This is a genomic window from Actinotignum inguinis (assembly GCF_051265835.1).
Lineage (GTDB): Bacteria > Actinomycetota > Actinomycetes > Actinomycetales > Actinomycetaceae > Actinotignum > Actinotignum timonense.
In genome coordinates this window covers 14,958-36,696 of record NZ_JBOZDP010000015.1, presented here as the reverse complement: position 1 = coordinate 36,696, position 21,739 = coordinate 14,958, and the positions used below count along the sequence as shown (strand labels likewise).

At 58.8% G+C, this 21,739-nt stretch carries 13 protein-coding genes; 9 read left to right on the top strand and 4 right to left on the bottom strand.

Annotated elements, in window-relative coordinates; translation table 11 throughout:
- Window positions 1–7 precede the first annotated feature (7 nt).
- The 3 genes from ACRQFC_RS07455 to fbaA all read right to left on the bottom strand — a co-directional run bounded on the left by ACRQFC_RS07455 (window position 8) and on the right by fbaA (window position 7,422).
- Window positions 8–490 (bottom strand): tetratricopeptide repeat protein, encoded by a 483-nt coding sequence (locus ACRQFC_RS07455; RefSeq protein WP_026428701.1) that lies wholly within the window; start codon window positions 488–490, stop codon window positions 8–10.
- A gap of 330 nt (window positions 491–820) precedes the next feature.
- Window positions 821–5,353 (bottom strand): SdrD B-like domain-containing protein, encoded by a 4,533-nt coding sequence (locus ACRQFC_RS07450; protein ID WP_284897249.1) that lies wholly within the window; start codon window positions 5,351–5,353, stop codon window positions 821–823.
- A 1,040-nt stretch (window positions 5,354–6,393) separates the two neighbouring features.
- Window positions 6,394–7,422 carry a class II fructose-bisphosphate aldolase gene (gene fbaA / locus ACRQFC_RS07445; RefSeq protein WP_257960156.1) on the bottom strand — a complete coding sequence of 343 codons (1,029 nt, stop codon included), beginning with the start codon at window positions 7,420–7,422 and terminating at the stop codon, window positions 6,394–6,396.
- A 315-nt stretch (window positions 7,423–7,737) separates the two neighbouring features.
- Here fbaA and ACRQFC_RS07440 point away from each other — a divergent pair, with 315 nt between their 5' ends.
- The 3 genes from ACRQFC_RS07440 to ACRQFC_RS07430 all read left to right on the top strand — a co-directional run bounded on the left by ACRQFC_RS07440 (window position 7,738) and on the right by ACRQFC_RS07430 (window position 11,658).
- Window positions 7,738–8,577, top strand: coding sequence for a Sir2 family NAD-dependent protein deacetylase (locus ACRQFC_RS07440; protein WP_087071152.1), 840 nt, complete (start codon window positions 7,738–7,740; stop codon window positions 8,575–8,577).
- Window positions 8,578–8,581: 4 nt separating this feature from the next.
- Entirely contained in the window at window positions 8,582–10,465 is a 1,884-nt protein-coding gene (locus ACRQFC_RS07435) for a hypothetical protein (RefSeq protein ID WP_435734660.1), read from the top strand.
- Between the two features lie 257 nt (window positions 10,466–10,722).
- Window positions 10,723–11,658 carry an Abi family protein gene (locus ACRQFC_RS07430; protein ID WP_284890418.1) on the top strand — a complete coding sequence of 312 codons (936 nt, stop codon included), beginning with the start codon at window positions 10,723–10,725 and terminating at the stop codon, window positions 11,656–11,658.
- A gap of 123 nt (window positions 11,659–11,781) precedes the next feature.
- Here the strand turns inward: ACRQFC_RS07430 and ACRQFC_RS07425 are convergent, their stop codons facing one another.
- Window positions 11,782–12,192 carry a hypothetical protein gene (locus ACRQFC_RS07425; RefSeq protein WP_284890420.1) on the bottom strand — a complete coding sequence of 137 codons (411 nt, stop codon included), beginning with the start codon at window positions 12,190–12,192 and terminating at the stop codon, window positions 11,782–11,784.
- 42 nt (window positions 12,193–12,234) lie between these two features.
- On the opposite strand from ACRQFC_RS07425, the gene ACRQFC_RS07420 reads away from it, so the two are divergent.
- The 6 genes from ACRQFC_RS07420 to ACRQFC_RS07395 all read left to right on the top strand — a co-directional run bounded on the left by ACRQFC_RS07420 (window position 12,235) and on the right by ACRQFC_RS07395 (window position 21,734).
- Entirely contained in the window at window positions 12,235–12,786 is a 552-nt protein-coding gene (locus tag ACRQFC_RS07420) for a hypothetical protein (protein ID WP_284890421.1), read from the top strand.
- Window positions 12,787–12,896: 110 nt separating this feature from the next.
- On the top strand, window positions 12,897–13,904 hold the full coding sequence (locus tag ACRQFC_RS07415; protein WP_301575436.1) for a DNA methyltransferase: 1,008 nt from the start codon (window positions 12,897–12,899) through the stop codon (window positions 13,902–13,904).
- Window positions 13,905–14,040: 136 nt separating this feature from the next.
- Entirely contained in the window at window positions 14,041–15,072 is a 1,032-nt protein-coding gene (locus ACRQFC_RS07410) for a DNA methyltransferase (RefSeq protein WP_284890423.1), read from the top strand.
- Between the two features lies 1 nt (window position 15,073).
- Entirely contained in the window at window positions 15,074–17,647 is a 2,574-nt protein-coding gene (locus ACRQFC_RS07405) for a DEAD/DEAH box helicase (RefSeq protein WP_284890424.1), read from the top strand.
- Entirely contained in the window at window positions 17,644–20,547 is a 2,904-nt protein-coding gene (locus tag ACRQFC_RS07400) for an SNF2-related protein (protein ID WP_284890425.1), read from the top strand. Before ACRQFC_RS07405 ends, ACRQFC_RS07400 begins: the two co-directional genes overlap by 4 nt.
- A gap of 413 nt (window positions 20,548–20,960) precedes the next feature.
- Entirely contained in the window at window positions 20,961–21,734 is a 774-nt protein-coding gene (locus ACRQFC_RS07395) for a hypothetical protein (protein ID WP_284890426.1), read from the top strand.
- The last annotated feature ends 5 nt before the right edge of the window (window positions 21,735–21,739 follow it).

Here is a 21,739-nt window from a genome sequence, read left to right as displayed (position 1 = left end):
AGCCGGCCTAGATAGACCGCAGTTTTTGGAGGACTTCGATCTGGAGCTCCTGGGTATTCGGCGCAGTCCGGTAGGCCGAATACGCCTGGTTGTAGGAGATGCGGGCGGCGTCGAAATCGCCGGCTTCCTCGTTGATCTCACCGATATGCCAGAAGCAATTGCCCATGCTCACGGCGGCATCGCCGTTTTCCGGGAACTGTTGGAAAAGCGAGATTGCGCGGCCGAGCCGGTCCGCCGCCTCGTCCATCTCCCCCACGGCTTTGAGGGAAATGCCCAGCTGGCCGTTGGTGACGGCGCGCTCCAGGTAGAGTTCCGGGTCACGCTCGAAAGCATCCGCGGCGGCGCGGTAGAGCTCGATGGCGTCCTTAATATTGCCGGCGCTGAAAGCCTGCTGGGCATCGTTGAAATAGGCAAGGCCCGCACGCTTGCCCTCGTGCGGATCGCGGGCGGCAGGCTCCGGATGCGCGGGAGTGACTGGTGTTTGCGTCATGTGCGGGCTTCTTTCTGACTTGTTCGGTTACGTGAGAGCGGCCGCCGGCGCGAGGCCGTGGCCTGGACCACTGACCATTCTATAACTTGTGAGCGGAAACACAAACTCGGGGAAGGTGTGCCTGACGTGGGTGCGCGAAGCGTCGCGGCGGTTCCTGCGCGCCGCGTGCCGCGCCGTGCCGCGCACCGTGCCGACGCTCGGGCGAGCACGCGAAAGGCGGGAGGCCGGGCGCTTTCACGCTCGGCCTCCCGCCTGATCGCTATGCGACTGCGGATGTACCGCCGCGGTTATTCACCCGGTGGCGCTATCCGCCACACCGCCACACCGCCACTATTCTCCACGACGGCGCAGTACCAGCACCCCGCCGGCCAGCAGCGCGAGGACCGCTCCCGCGGCTCCCAGCACTCCCGCACCGGTGTGCGGCAGGCGCGGGCCGGAGCCAGCCTGCGCGGGCGGAGTTGGGTTCACACTCGGGGTCGACGACGCCGCCGGCCCGTCCGTGCTTGCGCTGGACTGGGGCGCGGGCGCCGTGGTGCTCGCCGTGGGCACCGGGGTGCTCGGTTCCGGTTGCGGTGCCGGAGCCGTGCTTGTCGGGCTCGGTGCCGGTTCGGTTGTCGGTGCCGGAGCGGGAGTTGTCGGTGCCGGAGCCGTGGGCTCAGGCGACGTCGGCACGGGCGCCGGCGGTTCCGGCGTGGTCGGCTCCGGTTCGGGCGCCGGCGGAACCGGGGTCGTCACGGTCGGCGAGGGCTCGGGCTCAGGCTGCGCGCGATCCGAGGTCGGCTGCGGCGCGGGCGCCGTGGTCGTCGGCGAAGGAGCCGGCGCGGGCGTGGTCGGTTCCGGAGTTGTCGGCTCGGGTGCTGGCGGAACCGGAGGCTCCGGCGGCACCGGGGGCTGGGGCGGCACAGGCGGGACCGGCGCCACGTAGTGGAAGCCGAAATCGGCATCCAGCACATCGGCGGCGCTCAGGGTGATTTCCCCGGAGCTGGCCTTCTCCTTATCGCCCGAGCCTTCCCGGACGTGGGTCGTTTCCCAGGTCCCCTCGCGCTTCGGGAGGGTCGCGCGATCAACCACAACCGAGTACGTGCCAGGTTCCAGGCCGCGCACAAGGTACTTGCCGCTGGCGTCCGTCGTCGTCGTAATAAATGGTTCCGTATCGCCGGGGCGGAACACCTTCACGGTGACGCCCGCCAGGCCCGGCTCGCCCGGATCGTCCGCGCCGTTGTTATTCGTATCCTCAAAGATGCGGTCCCCCAGGTTCACGCCCACGGTCAGGCAAGCATTCGCCTTCGTGCCCGCGAACTTCTGGCCCTTCGAATCGAGGCGATCCTTGGCCGGGGTGAGGGCCTCGTTGCAGACCTGCTGAGAGCGCGCGGTTTCATCAATCACCGCGTACAGGTGCAGCACCTCTTCGCCGCCCGGGGCGATCCCGCGTTCGTGGGTGAAGCGCAGGTAGGCATCATCGGTGGCGCTCGGGTCCGCGCCCTCCACCGGGTCGCCGGTGCTCGGATCCACCACTTCGGTCACCGTGTCATTAATGCGCCAGGTGCCGGTGGCGGCATCGTACCCGCCGTTGGTGCTCCAGTAGCCCACGTAGGTGACGCCCTTGGGGAGCATATCGGTGATTTCCACGCCGGTGGCGAAGCCGGGGCCGGCGTTCTTGGCGCGCACCACGTACTCCACCACGGAGCCGGTAGCCCAACGCTCGGTTTCGTTCTGCTTCTCGATATCGGCGAGCTGCACGCCCTCGGCCAGGCTGGCATGCGCGGGATCAGCGGTCACCTTCTCGCTCAGCACGCCGAGATCAGCGGATTTCGCGTGAATATTTTCCTTGGTGAGGTCCAGGTCGAAAGGCATGGTCAGCCCCACCTTGGCCGGTTCGGTCGGCATCACGGGCGCGCCGGTTTCGGCGTTCTTACCGGTCACCGCATAGCTATTCCAGGCGATACCGCGGGCGGCGGCCGGAGCCGTCACATTGGCGTTGATCGTCCAGGTATCCGCACGGGTGAGCTTGGCATCCTGCGGGAATTCCACCCGGAAAGCACGCACCTGGGAGAAGTCCCCGCCCAGTTCCTCGGCGGTCTTCCAGGTGCCCGGCTCACAATTCTGCGGGCTGGAATCCTGGGCGGCACCCAGCTCCATAACTTCGCCGCGGCACGGGTTGATCGAGGTGGAGTACAGCACCGAGGTGGGCTGCGGGGTACCTTCCCCGAAGGTCAGCGGGCCGTTGAGGCGCGGGCGCCAGGTGGAGCCGCGCTCGTTTTCCGGGGTATTGGCGCCGCTCACGCCGTGGTCACCCGGGTAGGGCAGCACATCGTAAGCCACCACCCCAGAGACTCCCGCATTGCCGTTATTGACCAGGTCCAGCTTGAGTTCGGCATTGGAGGCCGGCGAAACGGTCCCGTAATTCGGGTTGGCTTGGAACTCGGTATCGACGTCGCCCTTCACGTAATTCTTGCCCGCGAGCGCCGGCAAGCCCGCCACGTTGAACTTCGTGGAGGTGGTGCAGCCGCGCGCTTCGGGGCGGTTGAGGCCGTCGAGGTTATCGGTGAGTTTGCGGCTGTCCGTGCGCGCCCACCAATTGCGGATGCACTGGTTCGGGGCGACGGCGGTGCCCAGGTTCGGGCGCTTGGCGTCCGCGAGGATCATGTCGTTGGTGTTTTCGCCGGGCTCGGTGGCCGCGGTGATTTTCGCGCCGAAGTAGAGCACCATTTCCGAGGAGTTGGAGCGGCTCTGGTCCCCGGTGCTGGGCGGGGCGAAGTAGTCGCCTGTGCTGCCGGGCGTGCCCGCGGCGCCGTTAGCGTCGTCGTTCGGCCAGGTGAAACGCACCAGTTGGCGCTGTTTACCGTCCACGGTTTTCATCTCGGTTTCCACCCGCATTTTGTCGAGCGGGAGGGTGGCCGGCCAGTTCGCGGAGGTGGTGATCTGCTGCTTGGGATCGTATTCCATGCCGGGGGCGAGCAGGTCCATGATCACCGGGTAGAGCTTGGCGCCCTTGCCGGTGTAGAAGCCCAGCCCGAAGGTGTAGGTCTGGCCGGTTTGGAAGAGTTCGCCGGGCTTGGTATCGAGGTTGCCGACCATCTGGCCGCCCAGGTGCGAGGTTTTCGACACCCCGTAGGTGGGGTAGCCGTCCACAATCGCGACCTGCGCCGCGGATTCCCGCGTGGTGATTTTCGCGGGCAGGTCCGGGGTCGGGTTGCCGGCAAAATCGAGAGATTGCGCGGTTACGACGGCGCGATTCTCCAGCGTGGGGACCTCGTAGCGCGGGGCGGAGCTGTAGGTGGCGCCGTCGGGCGCGGTGGTGCCGTTATGCACATCGGCCGGGAAATCCGCCACCACGGTTCCGCGGATTTCCAGCGTAATATCGCTCCGTTCACCGTTGACTACGTCCACGTCCAGGGCGATGGAGGTGATCTCTTCTCCCGCGGGAACGGGAAGGTCAAAATCCCGTGTGGTAGTTGGGTCGACGACGACGCTCAGCTGCTTCCCACTCGTGGTGGTGTAGGTGACTGTGGCCGGGACATTCTTACGGAGCGGGCGGACCAGGCCGGCCTTGACATTGCGCAGGGCCGGGGTGGCGCAGGCGCCGGGAGTTTCCGGGGAGACGTAGCGGCAGGGCAGGTTATCGGCCACGTGCATGCGCAGCGGCACATTTCCGGTATTCGACCAGGAAATATCCCAGCTGGCTTCCCCGTCGCGCTGGGTCACGGCCTTATTGGAGGTTTTGCGGAAATTGCCTTCGGCACGCAGGTTTTGCAGCTGGCGGGTCACGGAATCGGTGGCGGTGACGGCCGCGTGCTTGGGATCGAGCGGGGTGCCGGTGGCTTGCACATTGTTGGTGGCGCTGGCACCTTCAGCGAAAGTACCGGCTGGGAAGGCTACCGTGACGCGGTAATCTTCGATGGCGCGTACGACGGGTGCGCCGGGAACCACCCAGGTGACGGTGCGGGTGGCCGGATCGTAAGTGCCGCCATTGGTGGCGCGTACGAATTCCGCACCTTCGGGCAGGGTATCGACCAGGCGGATCTCGGTGAGGCCCATGAGGCCGGGGGTGCCGGTGCCCGGGTCCTGGAATTTGTTTTCGTTGGTATTGAAGGCGCCTTCGTAACCGGCGGTAATGGTGTAGGTGTACTGGCCGCCGATGGCCGGCTGGGATTCGGGAGCGAATTTACGGACCGCGATGGTGGGGGTGGCGTGAACCGGGGTGGCCAGTTCCACCGGGTCGGCTACCAGGCCGTTCGTTTCGCCGGCAACCTTCGGGTGGATCGCTTCGCCTTCGGGCCAGCGCAGGTTTTCCGGGCGCACCTGCACGCGCATGGCGCCGGTGGTTCCCACCGGCACGGTGCCCAGGTTCCAGGTGTAGGTATCGCCTTCGCGCACCGGGACTGCGGATTGGTCATGGGAAGAATTGGTAGCGCTCACGTGGGTGAGAGGGAGGTTATCGGTATCCGAGATGGAATCGACCAGGCCGGGGATGGTCACGCTGAGAGTGGTGTTCTCGCATTGACCTTGCACGCCGGCGCAGGACCATTGCACGTCATAGCTGGCCAGCGCGCCGGATTTCACGCCGTTGGCTTTCTGGTCGGCAGGTTCGGCCACCGCGACTTCCAGGCGGGCCGAGGCCGCTTCCGCGGCACGCTCGGCGTTTTCGGTGGTTTCGCCGGTGGCGTTGGTGTTGTCGCCGGTGGTGTTTGCGGCGTTGTCACCATTCGTTGTGACTCGCACGTTCGCGGCCATGGCCGGCGCGGTCAGCGGAATCGCTCCGCCCACCGCGACGACGGCGGCAATAAGCGCCGCCACCGCACCCGTGATCAACCGGTGCGCCGCGGCTCGCGAACGCGCCGCTCCCGTTCTTAATTTTTGCATTCTTAGATCCCTTATTAGTTACCCGTTTTACCGGATTCCACGCCCCGGCGGCGCGGTGAGACGCCCCCAAACACGTGGCTCAGCTGCGGAAACACCTTGATGACTCGAGGCACTCCTGGCGCCCCGCGATTATAAACCGTTTGGAAGGTGTTCAAGCACGACTTAAATAACTATGTGGTAAATCTTATCTTCCGAGGTAACTGTCTCAGAGTATGACCATATGCGCTGGTGGCGGCGGTGCCGGGGGTGTTGGCAGCGGCGTCGATGTCGCGGCGCGGCGCTGGCGCGGGGCGTCGATGTCGCGGCGTGGCGGACGTGTGGTGGCGGTGGTGGTGGTGGCGGCGGTGGTGGCGGCGGGAATCCCACAAGTCACACAAGTCTCATCAACCTCAATAGTCACACGTGTCCCCGCGGTGGTGGTAGGTGTTTTCAGAGCTGTAGTGCAGATGTCGTACATGCGAAGTACATCCCGGAAAAACACACCCGCCCCGGCCTGCGCGGGACAGGTGGAGTGAGTCATTCTCAAGCGTCAAGGCTGCAAAGTGCGCGTTCTGGACATTGACCCCCGCGAAGTGCGCATTTCGAACCGTGGTGCCCGTCAAGTGCGCGTAAGGAACATAAATTCGCTCTGAAACAGTGCTCTCCCGCGCACTTTGTTTCGAGGGCCACCGGGACTAGCCACTATCCACCTATTACTGCCCAGCAAAGTGGTACTCGACGACAGCGGAACGCGCAAAGTGGTACTGCACGACAGAAAATCGGGGGTTGGCTGTAGCTCCAGTACCACTTTGCGATCCGACATGATGACGGGCAACCCGCATCGCCATCAGCCCCGCAAGCTGAAGCTTTCCAACGCGAAAGAGGGCAAAGCGAGCAAAGAAAGCATCGGAAAAGACGCACGAAGTGCAGCACAAAGGGCCGGCAGCCCAAAATGAACTACCGGCCCTTGTTACCGCTATGACCGCTATTACGGCTCATGCGCGGAGCCGCGAACAGCGCACGAACACGCCCGCTTCACGAGCGGCCCGAAAGCGCCACCCTTACTTCATGCGGGTGCCGGTGGAGCCGAGGCGCTCGCACGCTTCGACAACGCGGGCGGCCATGCCGGCTTCGGCGGCCTTGCCCCACGAGCGCGGGTCGTACTGCTTCTTGTTGCCCACTTCGCCGTCGATCTTGAGAACGCCGGAGTAGTTGGTCAGCATCCAGTCGGCCACCGGGCGGGTGTAGGCGTACTGGGTGTCCGTGTCCACGTTCATCTTGATGACGCCGTTTTCCACCGCGGTGCGGATTTCTTCGGCGGTGGAGCCGGAGCCACCGTGCATGACCAGGTCGAAGGGCGATTCCTTGCCAACCTTGGCACCGACTTCCTTCTGGATCTCACCGAGGATTTCGGGGCGCAGCTTCACGTGGCCGGGCTTGTACACGCCGTGCACGTTCCCGAAGGTCAGCGCGGTGATGTAGCGGCCGTTTTCGCCCAGACCCAGCGCTTCAACCGTCTTGAGGCCGTCCTCAGCGGTGGTGTACAGCTTCTCGTTGATTTCGCCAACGACGCCATCTTCTTCACCGCCCACAACACCGATCTCAATTTCGAGAATGGTATTGGCCTTCTGGGAGAGCGCCAGCAGTTCCTTGGCGATTTCCAGGTTCTCATCCAGCGGCACGGCAGAGCCGTCCCACATGTGGGAGTTGAAGTAGGTCTGCTTGCCGGCCTTGTGCTGCTCAGCTTCGAGCTCCATAAGCGGGCGGATCCAGGAATCGATGTTCTGCTTGGCGCAGTGATCGGTGTGCAGCGCGATGGTCACATCGTAGTTCTTGGCGACGGCGCGCACGTACTCCACCAGGGCGATGGAACCGGCCACGCGATCCTTGACGGTGGAGCCGGAGAGGTATTCGGCGCCGCCCACGGACACCTGGATGATGCCATCCGATTCGGCTTCCGCGAAACCGCGCAGGGCAGCGGTGGCCGTCTGGGACGAGGTGACATTGATGGCCGGGTAGGCAAACTTATTTGCCTTGGCGCGGTTGAGCATTTCGTCGTACTGTTCGCGGGTTGCAACAGCCACTGAGATCTCCTTTATTCGGCGTTCCTCGAACCATCTGTCCGAGAGGTTTTCTGTGTGAGCACGCGAACCACCGCGATGTGGCGAAGGCTCCGTGCGAGTGCCGCGACCGGCACTCTTTGAGGGTTCCTCAAACAGATTTTATTATCCCACGTTTGACCCCGCCGTGGCCGGACCTTTGCCCTGAGGCGAAAGATTCACCCCGCCGCGCATTCGGGATACGATGAGCGAGGAAGCGGCTGCCGGCCCGGTGCACGCACACGCGCCCGCGCGGAACCGGATCCGCACCGCCCGAACCACCGAAGCCAGCACGAGAGAGTCACCATGATCACCAGCGACACCACCGAGGCCGCTCGCGAACTAGCCGAGCTCATGGCCGGGCGCACCACCGTAGTTATCGCGGGGGCGGGCGTCTCCACGGCATCCGGCATTCCCGATTACCGCGGCACCGGCTCCTCCGATGCCCCCTCCATTGATTACGACGCTTTCGTCTCGGACCCGGTATGGCAGCGCTGGGTGTGGCAACGTAATCAGGAAACGTGGCGCGCGCTGAGCGGCGTCGTCGCCAATAATGCCCACACGGCACTGGCGCGTTTCGAAAAAGCGGGCCTTATTAATGGCGTCGCTACTCAAAATGTGGATAATCTCCACCAGAAGGCCGGTTCCACCAGGCTCGCGGAACTGCACGGGAATTTTTTGCGGGTCGTATGCGTGGAGTGCGGGGCGGAGTTCCCGCGCGCGGAGATTGCGGCGCAGCTCGACGCGCTCAACCCGGGCTGGCCCGAGGATCCCGATCCGGCACACGTGGCGATTTTGGCTTCCGCGGACCGCGCCGGGGCGGAGGCCTCCACGTTCCGGGTGGCGCCGTGCCCGCGCTGCGGCGGTCTACTCAAACCCGCGGTGGTATTTTTCGGCGAGGCGTTGCCGCGCGATGCGATGGAGCAGTCTTTTGCGTGGGCGCGCGAGGCGGATGTGGCGCTGGTGGTGGGCACGTCGCTCGCGGTGCTGACCGGTTCGTGGGTGCTGGGCGAGGCGCTCCAGCACGGCGCGGCGTGCGCAATTATTAATATCGGCCCGACTACCGCGGATCGTTACGCCGATCTGCGCGTGGAGGGGGACGTTGGGACGGTGCTCGCGGGCGCCGCGGATCTTTTAGGAGCGTGAGTCCATGCGTGGTTCAGCTTTTAGCGACGACGACGGCGCACGCGGCTGGTTCAAACGCCGCCGCCAACGTAAACGCGCCCAGGACCTGGCCGAATGGCAAACCCGCGCGCACCGTTCGGCGTTTTCGGAAACTCCGCCGCGCGCCGGTGCCGGCTCGGCTTTCTCGGAGCCGGAAGGCGAGCGCCGGCCGGTGGTGGCGCGGGCGAAGGAAGGCGCGCGGGGTAGCGCGGGTGGGCGAGTTAGCGCGGGCTCGCGGGGTGGCGCGGGTTCGCGGGGCAAAGAGCGCTCGCGCACTCGCCAAGGCACCCGCACGAAACCGCATCCGCGCGATGAGCGGGCGATGCGCCAGGCTTACGCAAGTTCGGCGCAACTGTTGCCCACTGTCCCGCCGGTCCCCTATCCCGCGAGTGCGCAGCAGGCCGGCGGCGCAACCGGACCCCACGGCGCGGCGCACGCCACCGGCACAACCGGATCCTACGGCGCAACGCATACCACCGGCGCAACGCGGGTCAATACCGCGCCGCCGCCCGAGGAACCGAAGAAAAAGAAGGACCACGGCCTTTTCTGGTGGCTTATCATTGTTTTCGTGTGCTTCCCGGCCGGGTTTTTCCTTGCCGATATGGAAGATGAGGTGAGCGATCCGCCGGCCGAGGTGGGGAGCGCGCATAGTGCTGAAGATTCCGGCGGCGCCGGGGGCGCTGCGAACGCCGCGGCTCCGGAGGCTGGCGCGCAGCCGCTGGCAAGTTACGCGCCCGTCCCGCAGAACCTTGCCGAAACGCAGGCGGTGCGCACCGAATCACACATTCCTGCCTTCCTGGATCGGCCTTTCGTTATCCCCGCCGGGCACGTTTTCGGCGGCTACAACGCTAAGGCGGATTCCACGAGCTTTTATGACACGGAAACCGGGCAGCTGCGCTATAGCTTGCCCGGGGAGCTCAGCTGCGCCCCCGCTGGTGACACCGCGAATATGTGGTGCAAGCCGAATTCCTGGGGCAACCATTACGCCAGCTCATATATTTCGGACGTACCAGCCACCCTGCGCGCCGCAGCGGATGGCGCCGTAATTTGGCAAAGCGGAGAGGACGCGCAGGGCTTCGCGCCCGGGGTGCTACTCTCCCGGGCTGATATTCGCGAGGAGCGTTTCTCCTGGCTCTCCCCCACAGATGGCGCGGTGTTGGCCGAGGTGACCGTCCCTGCCTCGCTCGGGAATTTTCACGTGGCGCCGAGCGGGGAGCTGCTGCTTTTTGATCGGGAGGGCACCACGGTCAACTGGACTGTTTTCGATTCCGGAGGCCGCACGCGTGGTTCTGGTTCGGCGGAGGCCGAGGATGTGGAAAACGCCTCGGTCATGCCAACCGCGGATGGCTGGTTCATCCCGGAGGCTAATCTGGCTATCACGTTGGAGGGGAAGGCGAGCACCGGGGCGCCGTTGCCTGGAGAAGTGTCGGTGCGGGAGGCTAGCTGCCCGGCTCCGCAAGCGAGTAACGCGCAGCTGCGGGAGAATCTGGAGAAGCTGCTCGGGCAGCAGCCGGCGGGTTCTGCCGCGCGGTATCAGGTGGGAATATCCGCCTGCGTGCCGGGCGGGGTGGCGTATCTTTCTAGCTTGACCGGATCTACCACCACGGTAGTGGCGGCGGGTCAGCTGCGGGAGGTTCCGCTCGCAAGCGCTAGCTTGGATTTTGTGGCGCTCGGTAACGGGATTGTGCTGACGGGTTACCGTGAGGATTCCCGTGACGCCACCTTTGCTTTCGACTGGAACCAGGGCGAGGCCCCGGTCTGGTCAGTGCCTGCCACCATAACCGACGCCGTGCCCGGCTACGGCTTCGTCGGCACCGACTATTCCGCCGCTGATCCCAAGCCCGTCTACTACGCTTTCCGGGCGAAGTAAGTCTTGAGCAGCAGCCGCGCTCTTGAGCTTCGTCCGCGGCCTTGAGCCTTTGCCGCGGCATTGCTAGAGTTTATTCACCAGTACCGGCCCGCCTACCCGCTTTGCAGAGTAGGTCAGGGCCGGTCTTCACAATTTGAATCCAGGTCTTGACATCCCCTCCGGTTCTGGTAGATTTTAGATACCAGAACCGGCCCGCCCACTTTCTTTACAGAGTGGGTCAGGGCCGGGCTTCACATACCGAGGCCCAGCGAGGCGCGATGGCAACTACTCCGAAGCCCTGGACCACTTTCCACCAGCAGATTGAGATACTCACCAGCCGGGGCCTAAGTGACGCTGCGGAATACGCACAATACTTACGATCAGTCGGCTATTACCGACTCTCAGGTTATTGGTATCCGCTGCGCCAATTTGCAAATCAGAACCACGCACTAACACACCGCCGCTCGGATCTTTTCGTTCCGGGCGCGAAGATGCACCACGTTATTGAACTTTACGAATTTGACGAAAAGTTACGGTCAGCTGTCTGGCAGGCACTTTGCAAATTTGAAATTGCGTTACGGGTCGATGTCGGTCACGTCTTCGGTGAAACAGATCCCTACCTACATATGCATATCCTCGAAATCCAGAATAATGACCGCGATCGTAACAAAGCTCGCAATTTTGCAGTCACCTTAGCCGAGACGCAAAAAAGATCCCGTGAGGCATTTGTCAAGCACCACCAAGACGCATACAACGGCCAAATGCCGATTTGGGTCATCACTGAGATTCTGCAATTCGGTTCCCTCATTAGCCTTTACCTACTCGCGCCTTTCAAACTACAAGTGCAGGTGGCGAATCTATATTCCACCCGAGTGGACACACTGGGGTCATGGCTAAGAGTTATGAACAGCCTGCGTAATATCTGCGCCCACCACGCCAGGCTATGGAATCGCAAAATGGCCGTCACACCTGCAACAAATCTCCGCAATTCTTGCGGCAAACTCAAGTCATGCCTAGGTCGGCCAGAAAAGCTTTTCACAAGTCTTAGCATTGCGGTTTACCTGCTGGAGTGCAAAGGCTTCGTTGAGGAGATTCGAGCCATCGCCCGGGTCCTGACCGAATTCCCGACCGGGATTCCCGGATGCTCTATATCTGACATAGGAGCGCCATCCGATTGGCGAAGCACCCCACTATGGGCACCCTATTGCGCATAATAGGTCGAAACCTGCCCAGTGCATACCACTATCGCCCGCGAGCCGGTCATGCACCCAACACTTAGACCACATCACGCAATTTCAGGCACGCCTTGCGGCACTCACCGCCGCTCGCAACTCGCGCTAATCCTCTGCACCAACCCGCGGCGCCGGGTGCCGCTTGTCGATATACGCGCTGCACCCCATCGAGGTCACCAGCATCCACACCACCAGCAGGAACGACGGCCACCGAATCGATTCGTACGCGTACTGAAACACCAGGAAGGACAGCCCGGCAATGATTCCGTAGCCGGCGTCGAGGAGGTACCCGAAGCGCCGCGGCGTCCGCCCCACCGCGCGCGTCATGTAGAAACTGGCGATGCTAAAAAGAATAAGTACGACGACGAAGCTCCATAGCGGGAAGGAATGCCGGCCAGCAAGGAAAACCACCAACAGGGCAAACCCGAAACCGACGAGGAGGATAATCAGAAAGCTTGCGATCTTACCGATGGGGACTTTCCTGCTCGGCTGCCGATGCTGCGGTGCGTCTGCCATAGCCCATTCCCTTCACCCTTGAATATCGGCCATAATTATCCTATGAACGAGGATGTCACACAAGAACCTAAGCAGCAGCCCACAGACACCACGCAAGCACCCGCCGATTCTGAACAAATGCCGCCAGGCTCCATGCACGGGCCCAAGAACCGTGAAAAATCCGCCGAGAGGGCGTACCGCTACCGCAAGGGCGCTACTTTACTCGTCGTGGTCGTTGCCGGGTTGGCTGCGGCAATACTTCTGTTCTGGGCCACCGGTGATCCGGAGGTGAAGATGTGGATGTTCTGGACTTCCACCCTCGTTTACCTGGCAGCGAGCGCGCTTCTCACCAAGGCTGCGGCGGTGCTGCGCCGGGCGCGTGGCGTGCGGAGCCCGTGGGGCTATGTCTTGGATGCCATCTACGGTGCTTTCTTCGGCATTTCGTTCATCATCGCGACCGAACTGCCCCGCATTACGCTCTTCGGCGGCCTCAACTGGTACTCCGCCCTGGCCTGGCTCTGGATCCTCGCCTTCGCCGTGTTCTTCAGCACCTACCTAGCCCAGCGGCATCCGGCGCGCAATAACTCCTGCGAGCCACCGAATGAAGCACTGTAACCCTTCGGTTATTTTGGCCAAATACAAGTACGATTAGGGAAGCTGCCTTTACCGCATAGAGTCCGCTGGGTTCTATGCGGTAAATATAATGACGAACCCGGAGGTACTACATGTCGAGATTAACCGACCTTTTGGCCCAGGCCACCAAGGTAAATCCGCAACTCGGCAAAGATCTCACAGCCGAGGTCCAAGCCCTGATGAATCGGCGTAGTTTCGGACTCGTATTTGAAAGGCACCAGCCTGAGGCAGTTGATCTTCCTGGGCAACCAGTACGCCGCGGCGACACGGTACGCATCCTTTCCCCTCGGGGATCGAATCAAAAGGAGAGTAGCGAGCTGTGGCGTGTCGAAGAATTACGGGGCGCAGCTAAACAGCGACAAGCATTCTTGATTAAGCTGGAGGGCTCTGAACAGCAAACAACAACGGTAGATGTATGCGATCTGGTGGTCGTGGCACGCTTTGCTGACAAAATTTACCCTGGGCTCGTCGAGACTGGACGGGTTGAGCGTGGTGGAGATAAGCCTTACCACACGGTAATCAACGGCGAAAATTACCATGTTCTGCAGATGCTCACGTACACGCATCGTCATAAAATTGACGCGATCTACATCGACCCTCCCTATAACACAGGGGCGAAAGACTGGAAGTACAACAACGACTACGTGGTGTCAGATGATGCCTACCGTCATTCCAAATGGCTCGCGATGATGGAGCGGCGTCTGTTGGTCGCCCGCGAACTGTTGAATCCTGCGGACTCTGTTCTTATCTGCACCATTGACGAGAAAGAGTATTTACGCCTCGGACTTCTTCTTGAACAGTCATTCCCCGAAGCGCATATCCAGATGGTCAGTATTGTTATCAACCCGAACGGTGTTGCCAGAGATACAGAATTAGCTAGGGTAGATGAGTATGCCTTTTTTGTTTTTCTTGGCGAGAGCAGACCAGCGTTATTAGAAGATCCCCTCCTCACACGGAACGCAGAAGAAGAAAAAAATAGAGTGGCTGCTTCCCGGAGTAGCCTCTCCCAACGCAAGGTACGTTGGGAGTGGCTACTCCGGGGGGGGCACGAACTCTGCCAGATCTCATTCCCCCGGATGTTTTTATCCAGTATATGTTGATCCCATCTCTCGAAGAATAGCTAAAGTAGGAGAGCCACTTCCTCCATCAGCTGCACGAGCAGATGCCCCGAACATACCCGGTTTAATCACAGTTCTGCCTATTGGCAGAACCAACGACGATGATCGAGTCTGGCGTATGAGTCCACAAAGCCTGCGCGAATTAGTCGAAGGTGGATTTGCGAAAGTTGGCGCATACGATGCCAAGCGCGACCGGTGGACTCTGCTGTATCTTGGACGCGCCCAGCGCGAACGCATTGATCGAGGCGAAATCGTGGTTACCGGACGTGATTCCAATGGTGTAGTCGAAGTTGAATACAGTGGCGACATTAAGCATGGAACTCTACCCAAAACCGTCTGGAACCGCCAGGCTCATAACGCGGGTGAATATGGGTCACGACTGATCCTGAAACTATTGCCTGAGAGGCGCTTCCCATTCCCTAAGTCCCTGTACGCAGTAGAAGATGCCCTTCGGATAGTTGTCAAGGATAAGCCCCACGCCACAGTTCTCGATTTTTTTGCAGGATCGGGCACAACTGCTCATGCGGTTATGCGGTTGAACAAGCAGGACGGAGGCTCTCGGCAATGCATTAGTGTAACCAACAACGAAGTTTCTGCTGATGAGCAGGCAAAGCTGCGTAAAGATGGATTCCGTCCGGGTGATCCAGAATGGGAGCAGTGGGGTATCTGTGATTACATTACTAAGCCGCGCATTCAGGCAGCTATCACAGGAAAGACGCCCAACGGCGAGCTGATTAACGGTGACTACAAATTCACCGATGGGTTCCCAATGAGTGACGGTTTCAAGGAAAACGCCGCATTTTTTACGCTAACGTATGAGGCTCCGCTCTCAGTTCGACATAACAGAGCATTCGAGAGAGTCGCACCAATATTATGGCTTAGAGCCGGCGCTCGCGGCCCGATTCTTGATGACGTTTGCGAGGACGGCTGGGCCTTGAGTGATACTTATGGAGTGCTAGCTGACGTGGATCAGGCAGACATCTTCCTTCTCGCAACTGCTGACCGGCCCAACATTACGACAGTTTTTGTAATCACTAATGATGATGCAGCGTTCCAATTTGTCGCTGGAGAGTTACCTCCTGATGTACAACCCGTAAGACTGTACGAATCGTATTTGCAGAACTTCGAGATTGCCGCGGGAAGGGACTAAAATGCGCTACGCCCTAAAGGACTACCAACTTGCTGCAGTACGCCAGGTCTTGGCTCAGCTTGAGACCGCACATGACCTTTACCGAAAGAGCCAATTAACTTCCCAGTTTTCGCTGTCAGCAGCTACCGGTTCCGGGAAGACGGTAATGGCAGCTGCCGTCATTGAAGCGCTGTTTTTCGGCAACGAAGACTTGGATTTCTTGCGGGACCCCGGCGCGGTAGTGTTGTGGTTCTCAGATGACCCATCATTGAACGAGCAGTCCCGCGCACGCATCCACTCGGCCTCTCCAGAACTTGGCGCACGGATGACGATCGTTGAGACAAATTTCGCCGAGACAAAGCTACGCCCCGGAAACGTCTATTTCTTGAACACGCATAAACTTGCAAAGAATTCGAGGCTTGTTCGAGGAGTCGATTGGGAAGCAGATAACTCGCTTACATCGCTTTTACCGCCTCCTGATGAGTACCAGCAAACATTTTATGATGTGCTGTCAAATACGCTATCCGATCCGGATATCACACTGTATATGTTTCTCGACGAAGCACACCGTGGAATGGGAAAGCCTGCGAAAGATCGCAGCTCCATTGTGCAAAGACTCATTAATGGCGAACGGCAAAACAAACCCATTCCAATCGTTCTCGGAATTTCCGCTACCGTGGAACGTTTTGATCTTGCTATGAAAGCTATCGGCACTGCTGGCGGCCGGGTTGCGCTACCGCCCGTAACAGTAGACCCACAGCTGGTCCAAGAATCAGGTTTGTTGAAGGACGATATTGTTCTTGAAATTCCTTCCGAAAGCGGAACTTTCGACACGGTTTTATTGCGTCGCGGAGTGGAAAAACTACGTAGATCAACGTACGAATGGGCCGAATATGCTCGCGAACAACATGACGGAGAACCTGTTCTTCCATTAATGGTAGTTCAGGTCCCCGACAAGTCTGGCCGCGATGTATTCACTCGTATTTGGGACACTATCTACGAAGCATGGCCGGAACTTCCGACCACAGCTTTTGCTCACGTCTTTGGTGAGCATTCCGATATTCCCCTGGGGCAATTCGTTATTCCCTATGTGGAACCTCAGCGCGTCCAAGAACAGAAGAACATCCGTATTCTTTTGGCTAAAACCGCTATTTCTACCGGCTGGGACTGTCCGCGCGCTGAAGTTCTCGTGAGTTTCCGGCCCGCAGTTGACCATACGCATATTACTCAGTTACTCGGACGCATGATCCGCACGCCACTGGCGCGGCGTATTCCCGGTAATGAACTGCTGAACTCAGTCGATTGCCTACTACCCTTCTTTGAGCGAAAGACCGCCGAAGCTGTAGTGAAAGCCTTGGTGAGCGGTGGTGACGCTCAAAGTGGCGTTGGGGCTGGGAAACGAGTGCTCTTCGATCCTGTTCTACTGCACCCGAACGCAAATATCGACCCCGCAGTTTTCGAAGCGTTCGCGAAACTCCCATCGCTGACAATCCCCAAGGTCACAGCTAAACCAATTCCACGCTGTACCGCCATAGCCGCAGCATTAGCAAAAGATGGCGTGGTGGAGGGCTGCGTCGCCAAAACCTACGCAAAGCTGTGTGCAGCGCTAGATGGGCGTGCTGTTCAATATGCAAAACAGGTGGATGCTGCGCGCCAAGACGTACTAACAATGAACGGTGAGGAGATCCGCACCAAAGTCGGTTCCGCGGAGGTGAAATCTTCGAGGGCGTTTTCAGTGGCGGCCGACACCCGAGCAATTAATGATTCCTACCGATCCGCGGGACGTTCTTTATCCAAGCAATTGTGCGCAGCGTACGTTGACCACCTTGTACCATTCGATGAAGATGACGATAAGCTGCTTGATGCCCACGTTCGAGTTGCGGCTCTTGGAGCTGTTCCCGAAATCGTTAAGGACATCGAGGCAGAAGCAAACAAGATCGCCAGCGAGCTTCTAGACTCCACACGTGTCGCGCGCAAGAACTTAAGGGATGCGGACCAAGCCATTTATGATCACCTTGAGGCGCAAGCATCCACTCCGCAGCTCACAGAACTACTGCTACCCCGGGAAGCTCAAGTCGACACGAGAGTTCTTCTCAAAAACGGGTCCGAAGAGAACTTGCCCACCGACAATATGCACCTTTTAGCTGACGAAAACGGTGAGTACCCATTCAAGCTCAACGAGTGGGAGAGACATGTTCTATGTACTGAAAAATCGCGCAGTGGCTTCAAAGGTTGGTATCGTAACCCCAGCCGAGGCGGACAAGATTCGTTGTGCATTCCGTATGAAGATGACGGTTGGAAGGCTTTGCGGCCCGATTTCATCTTCTTCGCAGATGACGGCCACGGGGGTGTCGCCGTCGACATTGTAGATCCGCATGGTTACCATCTTGCAGATGCTTTGCCTAAGCTTCGGGGGTTTGTTAAATACGTACGGAACCATGCTGGTGCTTACCGCCGTGTCGAAGCGGTAGCAGTACTCAATGACGGCAGACTCCGAGTTCTCGATATAACGAAAACATTCGTTCAAGAAGCAATTCTCGAGGCAGAAACTGCCCAAAGCTTGTATAGCTCTGCAGTGGCCTATGACTACCAGTGATTACTAGCGAGGAAGATATTACTTTGACAGGCATCCACGAAGGCATGAGTGCATACCACGCGAAATTTTACGCGCATGAATTGGCACGTTCTTTTGCCTCCGACCACGTGGGAAAACTGGCCGGCCTCTTATTTGACGCACAAGTAGAGCCGAAACCGCACCAGATTGATGCCGCGTTATTCGCACTGAAGAACACCACTCTCTCCGGCGTGATTTTGGCTGACGAAGTTGGACTCGGAAAAACAATTGAGGCCGGAATCGTAATCTGCCAATATTGGGCAGAACGTAAGCGCAGAATCCTGATCATTGCACCGTCGTCTCTGCGTCAGCAATGGAAACAAGAGCTAGGTGAAAAATTTGCCCTTTCCGCAGCTCTTGTAGACCGCTCGAATGTAAATAAGCTATTAGGGCCAAACTCTACCGAGCAAATTCTTATCTGTTCCTATGAATTCGCAATGCGTCACGAATTGAAGCTATCCCGCGAATGGGACTTAGTAGTGGCAGATGAAGCTCATCGACTCCGCTCATTTTGGACAGGTAAAACAAAGACAGCAAATGCTATTGCGACACTCATGGAGCAAGCCCGGAAGGCGCTGTTGTTAACCGCGACACCATTACAGAACAGGTTAGAGGAGCTGTTCGGATTAGTCTCGGTCTGCGATCCGAAGTTTTTTGGCTCCTTGGACGCTTTCCGCGCCCGCTACATAGACGGAAGCGATGAGTACGGAAATGATGATCTCGCGGAACGTATACGATTAATTGCCAGGCGAACACTACGGAAGGATGCAAATAAGTACATCCGTTTCACAGAGCGCATACCGTTAACGTTAGAATTTTCACCTTCCGCAGACGAACAGAAGCTATATAGTCTCGTTAATGATTACCTCAGTCGTGAACACTTGTGGGCTTTCGAAGGATCACAGCGTCAGCTTTCCGCTCTGATTATCCGCAAACGCCTTGGTTCGTCTACCTACGCAGTGGCTTCGACGCTTGAGAACATCGCCTCGCGTTTAGAGGACGAAATCTTATCAGGAAAAATTGAACAGAAAGCGATTGATCCCGACATAACAGATGAGGAAGCAGAAGCTTTCACTCTCGCAGTGGGTACGCATGGCTTAGAAAGTTCATCAGCACGGGAGGCAGCCCTCGCCGAAGTTGAAGAGCTTCGAGAATATGCATCATTAGCACGAAGCATCACTGTCAATCAAAAAGCCATAGCCTTGCTCGGCGCGTTAGACCAAGGATTTGCAAAACTTGCCGAGATCGGCGCTCCGCAGAAGGCTATTATTTTCACCGATTCCACGAAAACTCAGGAGTACCTCGCGCGAATGCTTCGCGAAGCGGGTCGCGGGGACGGTCTCATCCTCTTCAATGGGCAGAATACATCACGCGACGCTAACGATATTTATCAGCAATGGCTCGAACAAAACGAAGGTTCGGATTTGATAACTGGAGTCCCCGCCGCAGATCGGCGTAAAGCTCTGGTTGATGAATTCCGCGACCGCGGCACACTAATGATCGCTACGGAAGCGGCAGCTGAAGGTATTAATCTGCAGTTTTGCTCGATGCTCGTAAATTATGATTTACCGTGGAATCCGCAGCGGGTTGAACAGCGGATCGGTCGAGTCCACCGATTCGGACAGAAATTTAACGTCGTCGTTGTCAATTTTTCCAACAAAGAGAATCTCGCTGAGAAACGTATCCTGCAGTTACTAACGGAGAAATTCCAACTCTTCACATCCGTTTTCGGTGCTTCGGACGAGATACTTGGATCCATCGAAGACGGGTTGGATGTAGAGAAATCAATTGGACGGATTCTCGACAAGTTCAAGACCGCAGAAGAAATCAGTCGAGCTTTTGATGAACTAGAAGCACAGTATTCCCACCAAATTAATCAGGAAATGGAAAAGGCCCGCGCAAGGGTTTTCGATAATCTAGATCCGCATGTACAGGACAAACTTAAATCCTATGACGCGCAAACTGGTACCGTGCTCAATGCTTTTGAACGACTACTACTTGCCGTAACGCGTTACCAGTTGGCAGATTACGCCGAGTTTGATCAAGCCACCAGTGGTCGGCGCTTTATTCTTACCACTCCGCCAACCGCCAACGTAAAAACTGGTAAGTATTATTTCAAAGACAAACCACATTCGGGCGCTTACCAATACCGCTACAACTCACCTTTAGGCCAATGGGTAATAGGAGCAGCAAAAGCTGCTGAGACACCGCTGGCTGAGCTCTTCTTTTCGCTTTCTGATTCCGCACGTGTTTCTGCGACGATGAAAGACCTGGCCGGTAAAAACGGCCTTCTTGTAGTGAATGAAGCAACGTTTGCCCTCGACACCGGTATCAATCCAAATCAGGAACAGTATCTACTGGCCGCTGGCCTCACAGATGAGGGAAAAGAACTAGATGAAGAAGACGTACGATCATTGCTAGATTTAGCGGTCTCAAAGATTAAGCCGTTAAATACTTTGGCCAGCACCGATTCTGCACATATCGAGTTAATTAAAAAGAGGCTTGCACACCAAGAAGAAGCACTCCACTCCGATTTCGAGAACCGCACAGCTACCTTCTATTTTGAACAGGAATCATTACAGGATTCCCGATTGAAGGACTTGCGTGCTGAATACATGGCACGCGTGCGAGATTTTCAAGCGAAGGAAAAGAAAGCACGCAAAGCAGCTGAAAAGGAACAAGAAATGACCGGGCGACTAAAGTACGTAAAAGAAGCCCGAAAATGGAAAGCTAAAGCAGAAGCGGAAGAAGATGCTTACCGTGCAGCACGCAACAAACTTCAAACTCAAGGCGAAGACTACCTAACCATGATCGAATCAGCCCTATCGGGGACTATAGAGCATGAACATTTGTTCACAATTCGGTGGAGTATAGAAGCATAGCAGTTCTCGGTTAGTTTCTCCCCAGAGTCACATCCAAATCCGCGAATACAGCACGTTTTTCCAGAGCAGTCGGCGTTGTGATGCCCACCCGTATTTAATCCGCGAAATAGGCGCGTGGCTACTACCCGATAACGGGCCCGTCGCTGAGAGATAGTGCGGGCCAAGTGCGCAGCGCGCGGAGGTGCGGCGTCGTCGAAAAGAATGATGTGCGCGGAGATACAGGCGTGCGTTGCTGTTTTGTGCGCGGATGGCTCGGCCGGGAGAGCAGTGCGGAAAGGAAATCCCTGACAGTGAATGGTCTGCTTGAGGAACATGTTCAAGGCGGTGTACATGCCGGGGCTGAGGCGAGCGAAGCGCCGGCCTGACCTGCCTGCCTGGAATCTGGGCCGCTCGTTGCGGCGGTAGGATGAAGCATGGCATGGAACAATGTGGCCCGCGGTGTGGCGGGGATATGTGCGGTGTGCTTGCTGGGGGCGTGCACGAGTAGCAGCCAGGCCCCCGCGGCGGGATCGCGGAGCGAGACCGGCGCGGCGTCGTCGGCCTTGAAGGAAGATGCGGGTGGCGGGGCAAACGCTGCAAGCCCAAGCGCCTCGGCGGCGGAACAGAATGCAGGCAGCGGTGACACCAGCGAGGCGATTGCCCGCGAGGCGCTGAGGTTCGTGGACGAACTCGCAGAAGCGGAGATGGGAATTATCCACTGGGACAATACCAAGGGCGGCCCGGAGGACCTCAATTACGTGGGCGAACGGCGCATTGCAGTGACCTACTCGGGCGACGAGGCGAGTGACTATACCGTGCGCACGCGGGTGCCGGACGATGCTGAGGGCGGCCCCGTTCTGAAAAGCGATATGCGTTTCCTGATTGAGCATGCCAATTTTGGGCCGGCGGACGAGAGGGGCGTCTCCCACGGGAGCGTGCGCGAGGGAACCGCGGTGCCGGCCGCCGATAGTCGCCTCCTCGAGGGATGCTCGGAGGGTGACGGGTGGATCATCACGCGGGGGTGGGTGGCATACAACCGGAACACCGATGTGATTGAGTCTTTCGACTTCACGGTAAAGAAGCCGGGCGCCACGATTGCGGTGCGCCAGTCGGATGGATCAACGCGGGAGGAAACTCCGGCCTGCACCGTGGTGTGGGACTTGACCGCGGCAAACGGGCGGGTGATTGAGAAGCCGATGCCGAATTAGGGCGC